This is a genomic window from Stenotrophomonas sp. STEN225 (genome assembly GCF_056756445.1).
Genome location: NZ_JBRRBV010000023.1, coordinates 1 through 13,930, shown reverse-complemented (window position 1 = coordinate 13,930; position 13,930 = coordinate 1). Strand labels below are relative to the sequence as shown.

General features: G+C 64.6%; 13 protein-coding genes and 4 tRNA genes. 1 reads left to right on the top strand and 16 read right to left on the bottom strand.

Translation table 11 applies throughout. The annotated features are described in order from the left end of the window. Positions 1 to 39: 39 nt before the first annotated feature. The 13 genes from rplL to ACVOJ1_RS17495 all read right to left on the bottom strand — a co-directional run bounded on the left by rplL (position 40) and on the right by ACVOJ1_RS17495 (position 7,772). Positions 40 to 408, bottom strand: coding sequence for a 50S ribosomal protein L7/L12 (gene rplL / locus ACVOJ1_RS17555; protein WP_053519954.1), 369 nt, complete (start codon positions 406 to 408; stop codon positions 40 to 42). 63 nt (positions 409 to 471) lie between these two features. Further along, positions 472 to 1,002, bottom strand: coding sequence for a 50S ribosomal protein L10 (gene rplJ, locus ACVOJ1_RS17550; protein WP_053519953.1), 531 nt, complete (start codon positions 1,000 to 1,002; stop codon positions 472 to 474). A 388-nt stretch (positions 1,003 to 1,390) separates the two neighbouring features. Next, on the bottom strand, positions 1,391 to 2,089 hold the full coding sequence (gene rplA / locus ACVOJ1_RS17545; RefSeq protein WP_004154350.1) for a 50S ribosomal protein L1: 699 nt from the start codon (positions 2,087 to 2,089) through the stop codon (positions 1,391 to 1,393). A gap of 4 nt (positions 2,090 to 2,093) precedes the next feature. Continuing rightward, a complete protein-coding gene (gene rplK / locus ACVOJ1_RS17540; RefSeq protein WP_004145248.1) occupies positions 2,094 to 2,522 on the bottom strand; it encodes a 50S ribosomal protein L11 in 429 nt (142 codons plus the stop codon). 231 nt (positions 2,523 to 2,753) lie between these two features. Next, on the bottom strand, positions 2,754 to 3,317 hold the full coding sequence (gene nusG, locus ACVOJ1_RS17535; RefSeq protein WP_053519952.1) for a transcription termination/antitermination protein NusG: 564 nt from the start codon (positions 3,315 to 3,317) through the stop codon (positions 2,754 to 2,756). A gap of 10 nt (positions 3,318 to 3,327) precedes the next feature. Then, positions 3,328 to 3,741, bottom strand: a complete 414-nt coding sequence (secE, locus tag ACVOJ1_RS17530; protein WP_053519951.1) for a preprotein translocase subunit SecE — start codon at positions 3,739 to 3,741, stop codon at positions 3,328 to 3,330. Between the two features lie 48 nt (positions 3,742 to 3,789). Next, positions 3,790 to 3,865 (bottom strand) — tRNA-Trp (locus tag ACVOJ1_RS17525). Positions 3,866 to 3,968: 103 nt separating this feature from the next. Further along, a complete protein-coding gene (gene tuf / locus ACVOJ1_RS17520) occupies positions 3,969 to 5,159 on the bottom strand; it encodes an elongation factor Tu (RefSeq protein WP_065176003.1) in 1,191 nt (396 codons plus the stop codon). Positions 5,160 to 5,198: 39 nt separating this feature from the next. Then, positions 5,199 to 5,274 (bottom strand) — tRNA-Thr (locus ACVOJ1_RS17515). A 48-nt stretch (positions 5,275 to 5,322) separates the two neighbouring features. After that, positions 5,323 to 5,396, bottom strand: a tRNA-Gly gene (locus ACVOJ1_RS17510). 25 nt (positions 5,397 to 5,421) lie between these two features. Then, positions 5,422 to 5,507: transfer RNA gene (locus tag ACVOJ1_RS17505), tRNA-Tyr, on the bottom strand. Positions 5,508 to 5,644: 137 nt separating this feature from the next. Further along, a complete protein-coding gene (locus ACVOJ1_RS17500) occupies positions 5,645 to 6,661 on the bottom strand; it encodes an isoaspartyl peptidase/L-asparaginase family protein (RefSeq protein WP_065182867.1) in 1,017 nt (338 codons plus the stop codon). An 88-nt stretch (positions 6,662 to 6,749) separates the two neighbouring features. Further along, positions 6,750 to 7,772: a cyanophycinase gene (locus ACVOJ1_RS17495; RefSeq protein WP_053520321.1), complete on the bottom strand. Its 1,023-nt coding sequence runs from the start codon at positions 7,770 to 7,772 to the stop codon at positions 6,750 to 6,752. Positions 7,773 to 7,941: 169 nt separating this feature from the next. Here ACVOJ1_RS17495 and ACVOJ1_RS17490 point away from each other — a divergent pair, with 169 nt between their 5' ends. Further along, positions 7,942 to 10,680 carry a TonB-dependent receptor plug domain-containing protein gene (locus ACVOJ1_RS17490; RefSeq protein WP_346480713.1) on the top strand — a complete coding sequence of 913 codons (2,739 nt, stop codon included), beginning with the start codon at positions 7,942 to 7,944 and terminating at the stop codon, positions 10,678 to 10,680. Positions 10,681 to 10,754: 74 nt separating this feature from the next. On the opposite strand, the gene ACVOJ1_RS17485 is transcribed toward ACVOJ1_RS17490, so the two are convergent. From ACVOJ1_RS17485 to pth, 3 genes are all read right to left on the bottom strand, one after another. Then, positions 10,755 to 11,450, bottom strand: coding sequence for a hypothetical protein (locus tag ACVOJ1_RS17485; protein WP_193396241.1), 696 nt, complete (start codon positions 11,448 to 11,450; stop codon positions 10,755 to 10,757). A gap of 611 nt (positions 11,451 to 12,061) precedes the next feature. Further along, positions 12,062 to 13,153 carry a redox-regulated ATPase YchF gene (ychF, locus tag ACVOJ1_RS17480; protein WP_053520317.1) on the bottom strand — a complete coding sequence of 364 codons (1,092 nt, stop codon included), beginning with the start codon at positions 13,151 to 13,153 and terminating at the stop codon, positions 12,062 to 12,064. A 102-nt stretch (positions 13,154 to 13,255) separates the two neighbouring features. After that, positions 13,256 to 13,834 carry an aminoacyl-tRNA hydrolase gene (pth, locus tag ACVOJ1_RS17475; protein ID WP_053520316.1) on the bottom strand — a complete coding sequence of 193 codons (579 nt, stop codon included), beginning with the start codon at positions 13,832 to 13,834 and terminating at the stop codon, positions 13,256 to 13,258. Between the last annotated feature and the right edge of the window lie 96 nt (positions 13,835 to 13,930).

Genomic DNA, 13,930 nt, shown 5'->3' with positions numbered 1-13,930 from the left:
CTGCATCGCCGAGAATCGATGACGATGCAAAGGAAGTGCTTACTTGACTTCGACAGTCGCGCCAGCAGCTTCCAGGTCCTTCTTCATCTTCTCGGCGTCGTCCTTCGAAGCGCCTTCCTTCAGGACGCCACCGGCTTCGGCCAGGTCCTTCGCTTCCTTCAGGCCCAGGCCGGTGATGGCGCGGACGGCCTTGATGACTTCGACCTTCTTCTCGCCGGCCGACTTCAGGGTGACGGTGAACTCGGTCTGCTCTTCAACAGCAGCGGCCGGGCCAGCGGCAGCAGCCACGGCAACCGGAGCAGCGGCGGAGACGCCGAACTTCTCTTCGATGGCCTTGACCAGCTCCATCACTTCCATCAGGGACTTCTCGGCGATGGCGTCGACGATCTGTTCGTTGGTAAGGGACATGATTAATACCTTTGGATGATTTTCTGGGTTGAGGTTCCGTCAGGAACCACGGTAAGTCGAAACTCAGGCGGTCTCGGCGGCCGGCTCGGCAGCGGCGGTTTCGCCACCACCCTGCTTCTCGCCAACAGCCTTGATGGCGCGGGCGAACATCGTGACCGGCTCGGTCAGGACGCGGGCCAGCATGGCCAGGGCCTGATCGCGGGTCGGCAGCGAGGCCAGCACGTCGACGTGGCTTGCCGGGAACACTTCGCCACCGATGGCGACGACCTTAGCCTTCAGCTTGTCGTTGCCCTTGGCGGCTTCCTTGATCAGGCGACCGGCAGCGCCGGGCTCCTCGAGCGAGAACGCGTACAGCAGCGGACCAACCATCTGGTCCTGGGCCACGGCGAACTCGGTGCCTTCAACGGCGCGCGAAGCCAGGGTGTTCTTGACAACCTTCAAGAAAACACCGGTTTCACGAGCCTGCTTGCGCATCGCGGTCATCTGGGCGACCGTGGTGCCAGCGTATTCGGCTGCGATCAAGGAGTGGGCCTTGGCGGCGACGTCTGCCAGCTCGGCGACTACTTCTTGCTTCTGGGACAGATTGAGAGCCATTGCACTCCTCCAATTGAACTCCGCTTACGGCTCCTGCCGTGTGCGGTCCTGTGCGGCATCCGTCCTGGACGCCGGGAACACCAGGATGATGTTCCGGGGGGTGGGCCGTTCTAGACCTGGAGTGGGCCAACCTGGGAAACCCAGACGTGCGTGAACCAGAAAAACTCCAGAAGGGCACCATCTACGCAGGGTGATTCCGGGGAATCGATTAAGCGTTCATGACTGTTCCGGCGGCGACTCCCTGCCATATCGAGCTTCCGTGCCCGTCGCCGGCCCTGCCACGACCGCGCCTGCGGTCTTTGACGGCTACCGCAGGCGGTGGGCTGCCTGCGATGCCTTCAAATGTCACGGTCACGGCACTCGAAAGTACCGTGACCGCTTGAAACAATTACTTCAGGGTCAGCGACGACTGGTCGACGGTGACGCCCGGGCCCATCGTCGAGCTGACCGAAACCTTCTGCAGGTAGGTGCCCTTCGAGGTGGCCGGCTTGGCCTTGATCAGGTCCAGCAGCAGCGCGGTCAGGTTCGACTTCAGCGCGTCTTCGGCGAAGTCGGCCTTGCCGATGGTGCAGTGGATGATGCCAGCCTTGTCGGTGCGGTAACGGACCTGGCCCGACTTGGCGTTCTTCACGGCTTCACCCGGGTTCGGGGAAACGGTGCCGACCTTCGGGTTCGGCATCAGGCCGCGCGGGCCCAGCACGGTGCCCAGCTTACCGACAACGCGCATGGCGTCCGGGGTCGCGATGACGACGTCGTAGTTCAGATCGCCGGCCTGCATCTTCTCGGCCAGATCATCCATGCCGACGGCTTCGGCGCCAGCGGCCAGGGCTTCATCAGCCTTGGCACCGGCCGGAGCGAACACGGCAACGCGGACCGACTTGCCGGTACCGGCCGGCAGGACGGTGGAGCCACGGACCTGCTGGTCGGACTTCTTCGCGTCGACGCCCAGGCGCACAGCAACGTCGATCGACTCGACGAACTTGGCCTTGGTGGCGCTCTTCAGGATGTTGATCGCGTCCTCGAAGGCGTAAGCCTTGCCCGGAACGACGGCGGCCTTGATGGCCTTCTCACGCTTGGTCTGTGCCATCTTCTTAACCCTCCACCACGAGGCCCATGGAACGGGCAGAGCCAGCGATGGTACGCACGGCGGCGTCCAGGTCGGCGGCAGTCAGATCCGGTTCCTTCGCCTTGGCGATCTCTTCCAGCTGCTTACGGGTGACCTTGCCGACCTTCTCGGTGTTCGGGCGCTTGGAGCCCGACGAGATGCCAGCGGCCTTCTTCAGCAGGGTGGTGGCCGGGGTGCTCTTGGTGATGAAGGTGAACGTACGGTCCGAGTAGGCCGTGATGATCACCGGAACCGGCAGACCCGGCTCGAGCTTCTGCGTGGCAGCGTTGAACGCCTTGCAGAATTCCATGATGTTCAGGCCGCGCTGACCCAGCGCAGGACCGACCGGCGGCGAGGGGTTGGCCTGACCGGCCTTCACCTGCAGCTTGATGTAACCGACAACTTTCTTTGCCATGTGAGTACTCTCCGGGTGCTAGCGCCTTTCGACAACAGGCTCCCCATCGGACCGGGAATCACGCGTCCCGGCATCGCGTTTTGAAATCATGCCGAAGGCCACCTTGCGGTGGCCTCGTCCTGCTGGCTTCCCAGCGGGGAGCCGCGCACTATATCAGATTTTGGGCGCCCTGTCTGAACAGGGAGGGCGACCTGAAGGCTGCCAGCCCGTGGCCGGCAGCATCACCGGGCATCAGCCGGTCTGCTTCTCGACCTGGCCGAACTCGAGCTCGACCGGGGTGGCACGACCGAAGATCAGCACCGAGACGCGCAGACGGCTCTTCTCGTAGTTGACTTCTTCGACCACACCATTGAAATCGTTGAACGGGCCATCGGTGACGCGGACCATCTGGCCCGGCTCGAACAGCACCTTCGGACGCGGCTTCTCGACACCTTCCTGAACGCGGTTCAGGATGGACTCGGCTTCGGAATCGGCGATCGGCAGCGGACGATCGGCGGTACCGCCGATGAAGCCCATCACGCGCGGGGTTTCCTTGACCAGGTGCCAGCTTTCGTTGTCGATGCGCGGAATACCGGCCTCTTCGTGGGTCTCGATCTGGACCAGCACGTAACCCGGGAAGAACTTGCGCTCGGACCGGCGCTTCTGGCCGGCGCGCATTTCGATCACTTCCTCGGTCGGAACCAGGACGTCGCCGAAGCGCTCTTCCATGCCATCACGGACGATGCGATCACGCAGAGCCTGCGCCACCGACTTCTCGAAGCCCGAATAGGCGTGAACGACGTACCAACGCTTCATGCAATTCTCCTTAGCGGCTCAGGAACCACTGAGTCAGTTTCTGGATCAGGAAGTCGAAGCCACCCAGCAGCAGGCTGAGGATGAGCACCACGACAATCACGACCCAGGTCATGCGAACGGCTTCCTGGCGCGTCGGCCAGACCACCTTGCGCAGTTCGAAGCGCGACTCGGAGAGGAATTCGCGGGTGTCGCGCCCCTTGCCGGTCAGCATGAACACGCCGATACCGCCAACCAGACCGACCACGACCGCCAACGCACGCAGCTGACCCGCCCACGCGCCCAGCTGGGCGGCGCGACCGGAGTCGGCGGAGAACCAGAACCAGACGAACAGACCCGCCAGCACCAGCAGGGATGCGGCAACGTACTTGACGATATCTCCACCGCTGGCGGAGGTGTCCTTGGAATGTTCGATCTTGCTATTCATCCGGTGTGTCTGCTTTAGCGGCAAGAGCCGCTGGATAAGGTGGGCAGATGGCACGCCAGGAGGGACTCGAACCCCCAACCTGCGGTTTTGGAGACCGCTGCTCTGCCAATTGAGCTACTGGCGTACGTTTTGAAACTTGCCTTCCCTTAGACGGCGAAGGCGGACCGAGGTTCCCGGCCCGCCACTCGCGCGACCGGCAGCGCTATGCAACCGCCGGTACTGCAGGCTTACTTGATGATCTTCGAGACCACGCCGGCGCCGACGGTGCGGCCACCTTCGCGGATGGCGAAGCGCAGGCCTTCGTCCATCGCGACCGGGTTGATCAGGGTCACGGTCATCTTGACGTTGTCACCCGGCATCACCATTTCCACGCCTTCCGGCAGCTTGGCAGCGCCGGTGATGTCGGTGGTGCGGAAGTAGAACTGCGGGCGGTAACCGTTGAAGAACGGGGTGTGACGGCCGCCCTCGTCCTTCGACAGCACGTACACTTCGCCTTCGAACTCGGTGTGCGGGGTGATCGAACCCGGCTTGGCCAGAACCTGGCCACGCTCGACGTCGTCACGCTTGGTGCCGCGCAGCAGCAGACCGGCGTTGTCACCTGCCTGGCCCTGGTCCAGCAGCTTGCGGAACATTTCCACGCCGGTCACGGTGGTCTTCTGGGTCGGACGGATACCGACGATTTCGATTTCGTCACCAACCTTGATCACGCCGCGCTCGATACGACCGGTCACCACGGTGCCGCGGCCCGAGATCGAGAACACGTCTTCCACCGGCATCAGGAACGGCTTGTCGATCGCACGCTCCGGCTCCGGAATCCAGGTGTCCAGCGCGTCGACCAGCTTCAGGATCGCCGGCACGCCGATCTCGCTCTGGTCGCCTTCCAGCGCCAGGCGGGCCGAACCCGAGATGATCGGGGTGTCGTCGCCCGGGAACTCGTACTTGCTCAGCAGTTCGCGCACTTCCATTTCGACCAGCTCGAGCAGCTCGGCGTCGTCGACCATGTCAGCCTTGTTCAGGAACACCACGATGTACGGCACGCCGACCTGACGCGACAGCAGGATGTGCTCGCGGGTCTGCGGCATCGGGCCGTCAGCGGCCGAGCACACCAGGATCGCGCCGTCCATCTGGGCAGCACCGGTGATCATGTTCTTGACGTAGTCAGCGTGGCCCGGGCAGTCAACGTGGGCGTAGTGACGGGTCGGGGATTCGTATTCGACGTGCGCGGTCGAGATCGTGATACCACGAGCCTTTTCTTCCGGTGCGGCGTCGATGGCGTCATACGCCTTGAACTCGCCACCGAAGCGCTCGGCGCCGATCTTGGTCAGCGCGGCGGTCAGCGTGGTCTTGCCGTGGTCGACGTGACCGATGGTGCCGACGTTGACGTGCGGCTTGGTGCGCTCGAACTTACCCTTGGCCATGGCTGCTTATCTCGAATTCGTCTGGTGTGGTGCTGAAGATGGTGCTCACGAAAGGAATCGAACCTTCGACCTCTTCCTTACCAAGGAAGTGCTCTACCGACTGAGCTACGTGAGCGAGTTTTGCATTATGGCATGAACTCGATAATATTCAAAGTTCATTCAATGGAGCGGGAGACGGGAATCGAACCCGCACCATCAGCTTGGAAGGCTGAGGTTCTACCATTGAACTACTCCCGCACCGGGAAGTGCCACAACGTGAAGCTGGTGGAGGGAGGTGGATTCGAACCACCGAAGGCGTAAGCCAGCAGATTTACAGTCTGCCCCCGTTGGCCGCTTGGGTATCCCTCCGTTTCAACCCCATCCCGTGCCGCCGAAGCGTTGCGGTGTGTGGTGGTGAGCCCGCAATTCTGGAGATGAAGCGGGGGCCTGTCAACGCTTTTTTTCACTTTTTTTCACATGCGTCGCAAACCCTTTGATACGCAAGCCTATTGCCCGGGCAGTGCCAAGGCCTCGTCGGCGAAGATCGCCACATGCGGAACGCCGTCGGCACCGATCCAGCCGCGGTACATGCCCTGCGTGTTGAACGGCGTGGCCGCTTTTCCATCGGCGGAGAGCACGATCGCACCGCCATCCCCACCCATCTGCGGAATCGCCTCGTTGATCACGCCCCTGCCCGCCTCCGCCGGCGACTGGCCCTGGTAGCGGATACGCGCGCAGATCTCGTGCGCGGCAGCGGTGCGGATGTAGTACTCGCCCCACCCGGTTCCCGACACCGCACAGCGTGCATCGGCCCAGGTGCCGGCGCCGATGATCGGCGAATCGCCGACGCGCCCGTAGCGCTTGTTGGTCATTCCTCCGGTGGAGGTCCCCGCTGCCAGGCGCCCCTGCGCATCCAGCGCAACCGCACCGACCGTGCCGAAGTGCCGGGCCGTTTCCAGGTCGGCGTGGGCCTGGCCGCCGGCCTCCTCCTTCAGTGCGCGCTGCAGCTGCTGCCAGCGCTTGTCGGTGCGGAAGTACGAAGGATCGACCAGGGTCATGCCCTGCTCGACGGCGAACGCCTCAGCGCCCTGCCCGACCATCATCACGTGTTTCGATTCCTGCATCACGGCCGTTGCCAGCAGGATCGGGTTGCGTACGCGCTGCACGCCGGCCACCGCGCCGGCCGCCTGGGTGGCGCCATCCATCACGGCCGCGTCCAGCTCGTTGCGCCCGTCGTGGGTGAACACCGCGCCTTTGCCGGCATTGAACGTGGGATCGTCCTCGAGAACGGTGATCGCTGCGGTGACCGCCGCCAGTGCAGGGCGACCGGCTGCCAGCTCGGCATGCCCCTTCAGCAGCGCCGCACGGAGTGCCGCACGTGCCGCCTTCTCCTCGGCGGCGGACAGGTCCTTGCGCTCGACGCCGGCACCGCCATGGATGACCAGCAGGGGCGACGCATCCGGCGCAGCATGGGCGAGCAACGGCAGGGACAGCAGCGCAGACAGCGCCAGATGAAGCTTCATCGATATCTCCGGAAATGGAAGCGATGGCATCGAGCAGGCTCGACGAGATGCCTGAAGGGAAGCGCCGGCGCGCGGCCGGCAGCAGCGGTCAGCGACGGATCAGTTCAATCCGGCCACCGTCAACATCGACCGCTGCGTGATAGTCGGCGTCGGCCTGGAAGTCGTCCAGCCGCATGCGGCCGCCGCTTGCCACCACGGTAACCGGCACAGCATGGAAACGCAGCGGTTCGCCCTGCGTCAGCCGGTCCGCGCCACGGCCCGGGCGGACCACCCAGACCCTGCCATGACCATCGGCGCTGTAGACCTGCGCGCGTCCGTCAGGCTCCACGCACAGCGCGGTGTCTTCGTCCACGCCGATGCCGATCATGTCCGGGTCGCCACTGTCCTGCGCGGCACGGGCAACGAACACGATCAGGCGACCGAGACGATCACGCCGGTCGAAGTGGGTGTCGGTGACCACCCGCTGCAGATAGGGCATCTGCAGGAAGCCACTGTCCATCGTCACCGCGCTGCCCATCGGGTCGGCCAGCGCGGCGGCGGAGGTGACGCTGCCACCGTCAAGCGCGCCGTAGGCATAGCCACCGAGGATCGCCAATCCGGCACTGGTGCCGGCGATCGGTTTGCCGGCACGGACGTGGGCATTGAGCGCGCGGTTGAGTGCGGTCCCCTTCCAGAAGCGGATGTAGCGCGACTGGTCGCCGCCGGCGATGAAGATGGCGTCGGCCGCGGCCACCACCCGCAGTACGGCCGGGTCGTCGGCGCCACGACGGCTGTCGAACACCAGGGTCTGCACGGCGGTGGTGCCGCCGATGTCATGGTGCAGACGCTCCTGCAGCTCGTCGCTGCCGGAGGCGCGCAGGATCAGCACGCGGCCATTGCCGGCCTGCTTCAACCACCACTGGAACGCCTCCGGCACCCACTCTCCGCCGCCCATCAGCATCATCGCCGGCGCCCTCGGCCCCGGTCGCGGGGCATCGAGATCGCCGGTCTCGTAATAGGCGAATCCCGGCCCCTGCAGGTCCTGCGCGGACGCGGCCAGCGGCGAGCCCAAGAGAACCAGCACTGCCAGGCCGGCAAGCACGTGACGCAGCCTTCGATGGAACCGTCGCATCTTGATCTCCCTGAACAGAAACGACCTGCAAGCGTTTTCACTCTTTGCCAGATGGGTCATCAGTAGTCAAGGGCATGAAAAAGGCGTTAAATGCCGGCGCCCATTGCGGAAATCTGAATGGGGGATGGGCCCCTCCTCTGCGGGCCGGCATTACTTCCGGGAACTTCTCATGCGTAGACAGGCGATGGCGTGGTCGATCCAGCTGGCGTTGATGGGCCTTGCCGCTTCTGCGGCGGCCCAGGCTCCGGCCTCCTCTCCGGTACGGCAGCTCGATGCGGTGCAGGTCACCGGCTCACGCATTCCGCGCGCCCAGGTCGAGGGCCCTGCCCCGATCACGGTGATCGACGCCGAACAGATCCGTTCCAGCGGCTTCACCACCGTGCCGGACGTGCTGCGGGCAATGACCCAGAACGGTGGCGAGACGCAGAGCCAGCAATCCTCCAGCGGCGCCGACTTCTCGCCGGGTGCGCAGCAGGTCGACCTGCGCGGGCTGGGGCCCAACCACACCCTGGTGCTGGTCAACGGCCGCCGCATCGCCGATTTCCCGATGCCGTTCCAGGGCCGCAGCAACTTCACCGACGTGTCCAACATTCCGCTGGGCATGATCGACCGCATCGAAGTGCTGACCGGCAGCGCCTCGGCCATCTATGGTTCGGACGCGATCGCCGGCGTGGTCAACTTCATCCTCAAGAAGAAGGCCGACGGCACCACGGTCGACGTGCGCATGGGTACCACCAGTGAAGGCGGTGGCGATTCCTTCGACATGAGCCTGTCCAGCGGGTTCAGCACGGGCCGTTTCAATGCGGTGTACAGCGTGGAGCTGCAGTCGCAGACGCCGCTGTGGGCCTATGAGCGCGACATCCAGGATTCGACCCAGGACGGGCCGACCGAGGGCTCGCGCATCGCCCGCCGTGCCTACCTGCGCACCGACTACAACGATGACTACCTGGATCCGGGCGCGGCCACCTGCGATGCCCTGAGCGGACAGAACCAGGGCAGCACCTACCATGCCTTCCGCCCCCGCTATGGCTACTACTGCGGCAGCGACGCGTCGATCGGCTACGGCACCATCCTCAGCAAGCGCCGCGGCGCCAACGGCTATGCCTCGCTGAGCTATGACTTCGACAACGGCCAGCAGTGGTTCGCCGACGTGCAGATGGGTTACCACACGCTGGCGCTGATGCGCGACGTGACGTCGTGGGGCCGCATGGCCGCCGACGGCGACGAGTCGGGCTACTTCAGCAACGAAGCCACCGGCGAAATCGAGTTCTGGCAGCGTCAGTTCTCGCCCGAGGAAATGGGTGGCCTGCGCAACGCGATGGTGCGCAGCACGCAGAAGACCTTCAGCGTGACCACCGGCTTCAAGGGCAACCTGGCCGGCAACTGGGATTACGAAGCGGCGTTGAGCCATTCGCAGTACCAGTCGCGGATCAGCTGGCCGCAGATCATCGCCGGCAGGGCCAACGACCTGTTCCTGGGCCCGCAGCTGGGCGAGGACGATGACGGCTTCCCGATCTACAACGCTGACCCGTCGCGGCTGTACCGCCCGCTGACCCGCGCCGAGTACGACGCGATCGCCGCACGCACCACCTATACCCCGAAGTCCCGCACCGAGACGGCCGCCCTCACCCTGACCAACGGCTCGCTGTTCGCCCTGCCCGGCGGCGATGCCGGTTTTGCCGCGACCGTGGAAGTGGGCCAGCAGGCCTACGCGCTGAATCCCGATCCGCTGGCGACCCAGTACTACTACTACAGCTGGAAGGATTCCGACGGCAAGGGTTCGCGCAACCGCTGGGCAACGGCCGCCGAGCTGCGCATGCCGCTGCACGAGACGATCAACCTGAGCGTGGCCGGTCGCTATGACCAGTACCGCTACTCCGGCCACACGATCGGCAAGGCGACCTGGAGCGGCGGCCTTGAGTGGCGCCCGGTCGAGAGCCTGCTGGTGCGCGGCTCGTACGGCACGGCCTTCCGCGCCCCGGACCTGCACTACGTGTTTGCCGGCCCCGGCAACGACGAGACCAGCGCCGAGGACCTGTACAGCTGCCGCGCCGAACAGGCCGACGACTGCTCGGACTACGAGCGCAACGTCATCCGCAGCCGCAGCGGCAACCGCGAGCTGGACCCGGAGACCAGCACCTCGTGGAGCGCAGGCTTCGTCTGGTCGCCAGCCGCAGGGCTGGATCTTTCGGTGGATTGGTTCGACATCGACATGCGCAGGCAGGTGCAGGACATGGACGTGCGCACGATCATGGCCAGTGAAGCGAACTGCCGCCTGGGCGACGCCGAGATCACGTCACCGACCTGCGTGGACGCACTGGCGCGGGTGACCCGGACCGCCGACGGCCGCCTGTACGGGGTGCACGTGAATCCGATCAACGTGGCACGCGAGTCGACCTCAGGCATCGATGCGGGCCTGCGCTACCGCCTGCAGACCGGTATCGGTGACTTCATCTTCAACGGCAGCCACACCTGGGTGAAGAAGCACGATTTCCAGCGCTACACCGGCGATACGATCGAGGACCAGTTCGCGGTGAACAGCGGCTTCGACATCCCACGCACCAAGAGCAGCGTCAGTGTGACGTGGGAAAAGGATGCGTGGTCGGCCACCGTGTACGGTTCGCGACTGGGCAAGCTGCCCACCTCGGACAGCTACGACCAGGTGTTCGACTGGGACAGCGGCGACAGCCCGTACATCAGGGCCACGTACCGCTACAACGCGTCGGTGCAGTATCGCTTCGACGACCACTCGCGCCTGTCTCTGTCTGTGGTCAACGTGTTCAACAAGATGCCGCCGAAGGACGCCACATACACGGCGTACCCGTACTACGACGTCTCCTGGTTCGACAGCGTGGGCCGCACGATCAATCTGCAGTACACGCACAAGTTCGGCGGCAGCGCGCTGTAAGGCGTGCCGCTGCATTGAACTCAGGCGGGAAGACGGGGGCGCAGGCCTCCGTCGCCTTCCGCGTGCAGTTCCGCTCAGGACGCAGACTGCACCGGCTCCGCAAAGCGCCAGAAAACACGGACCACATCAAGCATCTGTCCATGCAGTTCGTCGTACCGGGCAATCACCCCCGGCGCGAACGTCGCATTACCATTCGCGTCCAGCGGAACCGGCTCCCCCAGCGCGCGGGCCATGTCGATGTAGAAATAATGCATATCACCGTAGGGACGCTTGCTGTCCATCAGCATCACTGCTCTCCCCAGCGTGCGGGTGTTCATGCTCCGCAGCAGTGCAAGGTGTTCCGGTGACACTGCCACCACTTCATCGCCCCGGGAGCCATCCGTGGCCGCGGTCAGGACGTAGCGACCGGGCTCAAGCCTTCCCCCGACGATGAAGCTGGATGCGATCCGGGCAAGCCGTCTGGCAAGGGCCTGCCCCTCATCGGTGCGTCGTCCTGCTGGCTCCTGGCAGAAACGGCCCAGTGCTGCATAGGCGATCAGTGCCTCTGGATCCTCCGGGTCAACAGAGTCCAGGTAGATACCTCCGCTTTCGCTGAAGTCCGCTTCGGGTCGCAGCCGCTCGCGCATGGCACTCAACAGGCTGACGGCACTGCACTCCGGGGCTGATGCACTCCCTCGTGCAGGCCGCACGACCATGTATTGGCAGCCGTAGGCCAGAAGCAACCCGAGGGCCGCGATCGCCACTACCCACCCATACGTTCGCGTCGTCATCGCAACTCTCCGGATAGCGAACAGGCATGGCGCCGCCCGTGTCAGTGGAAGGGCCGGAGGCCAGCCTGAAGCAGCACCGCGCCGCGCACCATGCAACAAGTCCGAAATCGGAATCTGCTGTTGGCCGTGGTTTTCCACACCACGCGTGGAAAGCGATGGGGGCTTGGTGTGGACAAGTAGGTGCGAGCCTTGTACCGCAGGCGTTTCCATGCGTGGTTATTTTTTGTCCACGGCCGCGATTGTTTTCCACACGGCGCGTGGAAGGCAATGGGAACTTGATGTGGACAAGTGGGTGAGAGCGTTGTCGCGCAGGCGTTTCCAAGCGCGGTGAAATTTTGTCCACGGCGTGCGGACAAGCTTCTGTAGAGCCGAGACCATGCTCGGCTCCGGCTCGCATCAGCCGGGCATGGGCTCGGCGCTACAGCGGCACGCTGGGTTTTCCACACCGCGCGTGGAAAGCGGTGGGGGTTTGATGTGGACAAGTGTGTGCGAACGTTGCGCCGCAGGCGTTTCAGAGCATGGTCAATTTTTGTCCAGCGCAGAGACGGATGTCGGAAACGCGGACGCCCCGCTCGGGGCGGGGCGTCCGCGGTCGATCCGATGCCGCTGGATCAGACGTTGAAGCGGAAGTGCAGCACGTCGCCTTCCTGCACGCGGTATTCCTTGCCTTCCAGGCGCAGGCGACCGGCTTCCTTGGCACCGGCTTCGCCCTTGTACTTGATGAAGTCGTCATACGCGATGGTTTCGGCGCGGATGAAGCCCTTCTCGAAGTCGGTGTGGATGACCGCGGCGGCCTGCGGGGCGGTGGCGCCCTTGCGTACGGTCCAGGCGCGGACTTCCTTCACGCCGGCGGTGAAGTAGGTCTGCAGGCCCAGCAGGCTGTAGGCCGCGTTGATCACGCGGTTCAGGCCCGGCTCGCTCAGGCCCAGGTCGGCCAGGAACGTGTCGCGATCCTCATCGTCAAGCTGCGACAGTTCTTCCTCGATCGCGGCGGACACCGGCACCACCTGCGCGCCCTCGGCGGCAGCGTGCGCGCGCACGGCTTCCAGGTGCGGGTTGTTCTCGAACCCGTCCTCCAGCACGTTGGCGATGTACATCACCGGCTTCAGGGTCAGCAGGAACAGGTCGCGCACCAGCGCCTTCTCTTCCTCGTCCAGACCCACCGAACGGCCGGACTTGCCGTCAGAAAGCGCAGCTTGCAGCTTGGCCAGCACCGGCTTGCGCGCGGCGGCCTCCTTGTCGCCACCCTTGGCAGCGCGCTCGGCGCGGTTCAGCGCCTTCTCGACGCTGTCCAGATCAGCCAGGGCCAGTTCGGTATCGATGGTTTCGATATCCGAAATGGGATCGACCTTGTTGTTGACATGGATGACGTCGGCGTTCTCGAAGCAGCGCACCACGTGGGTGATCGCATCGACTTCGCGGATGTGCGCGAGGAACTTGTTGCCCAGTCCTTCGCCGCTGGCAGCACCGGCGACCAGGCCGGCGATGTCGACGAATTCCACGGCGGTCGGAATGACCTTCTGCGGGTTGATGATCGCTGCCAGCTCGTTCAGGCGCGGGTCCGGCACCGGCACGATGCCGACGTTCGGTTCGATGGTGCAGAACGGGAAGTTCGCCGCGGCGATGCCCGCCTTGGTCAGCGCGTTGAACAGGGTCGACTTGCCGACGTTGGGCAGGCCGACGATGCCGCATTTGATACCCATCTTTGACAACCTCTGGGGTGAAATTGATTGGGAAAACAGCGCGCGCGCCGCTTTCCCAAGCTGTTTCAATCGATCATTGCGGGTGCCAACCGGGGTTGGCAGCTACTTCGGGGTGTTCAGGCGCTTCATCGCTTCATTGAAATCGCCCTGCACGGCCAGCGGCATCACGTCGATCGCATCGTCGATGGCGCGCGCGATCAGCAGGTCGTCGTCCTTGGACGGGCGGCCCAGCACCCAGCCCACCACGCGATCCTTGTGGCCGGGATGGCCGATGCCCACGCGCAGGCGATGGAACTTGCCGTGACCCAGCAGGCGGATGGTGTCACGCAGGCCATTCTGGCCGCCATGACCGCCGTCGAACTTGAGCCGCGCCACACCGGGCGGGAGGTCCAGTTCATCATGCGCCAACAGGGTTTCCTCGGGCTCGATCTTCCAGAACCGCTGCGCGGCGGTGACCGATTTGCCACTGAGGTTCATGAAAGTGGCAGGCTTGAGCAGCCATACCGTCTGCCCGGCGATCTCGACCTTGGCGGTCTCGCCGAACAGCTTGCTGTCCACGTTCCATCGCGCCCCTGCCTTTTCCGCCAGGGCCTCAACGAAATGAAACCCGGCATTGTGCCGGGTCCGGGCGTGCTCCGATCCGGGATTGCCCAGACCGACGATCAGTCGCAGTCCTGCCATTGGATCTTCCTGTAGATGCCGGGGCGGGGGGGGCCCGCGGCGCCCCCCCCCGGGGGGAAAAAAGCGGGCCGGGGGGAGAGAAACAAGGGCCCAGGA

Coding starts and splice junctions, on each gene's coding strand:
- rplJ (WP_053519953.1), bottom strand. CDS start 1,002: ATGGCTCTCAATCTGTCCCAGAAGCAAGAAGTAGTCGCCGAGCTGGCA.
- ACVOJ1_RS17485 (WP_193396241.1), bottom strand. CDS start 11,450: ATGACGACGCGAACGTATGGGTGGGTAGTGGCGATCGCGGCCCTCGGG.
- nusG (WP_053519952.1), bottom strand. CDS start 3,317: ATGAAGCGTTGGTACGTCGTTCACGCCTATTCGGGCTTCGAGAAGTCG.
- ychF (WP_053520317.1), bottom strand. CDS start 13,153: ATGGGTATCAAATGCGGCATCGTCGGCCTGCCCAACGTCGGCAAGTCG.
- ACVOJ1_RS17495 (WP_053520321.1), bottom strand. CDS start 7,772: ATGCGACGGTTCCATCGAAGGCTGCGTCACGTGCTTGCCGGCCTGGCA.
- rplK (WP_004145248.1), bottom strand. CDS start 2,522: ATGGCAAAGAAAGTTGTCGGTTACATCAAGCTGCAGGTGAAGGCCGGT.
- tuf (WP_065176003.1), bottom strand. CDS start 5,159: ATGGCCAAGGGTAAGTTCGAGCGCACCAAGCCGCACGTCAACGTCGGC.
- ACVOJ1_RS17490 (WP_346480713.1), top strand. CDS start 7,942: ATGCGTAGACAGGCGATGGCGTGGTCGATCCAGCTGGCGTTGATGGGC.
- secE (WP_053519951.1), bottom strand. CDS start 3,741: ATGAATAGCAAGATCGAACATTCCAAGGACACCTCCGCCAGCGGTGGA.
- rplL (WP_053519954.1), bottom strand. CDS start 408: ATGTCCCTTACCAACGAACAGATCGTCGACGCCATCGCCGAGAAGTCC.
- pth (WP_053520316.1), bottom strand. CDS start 13,834: ATGGCAGGACTGCGACTGATCGTCGGTCTGGGCAATCCCGGATCGGAG.
- ACVOJ1_RS17500 (WP_065182867.1), bottom strand. CDS start 6,661: ATGAAGCTTCATCTGGCGCTGTCTGCGCTGCTGTCCCTGCCGTTGCTC.
- rplA (WP_004154350.1), bottom strand. CDS start 2,089: ATGGCACAGACCAAGCGTGAGAAGGCCATCAAGGCCGCCGTCGTTCCG.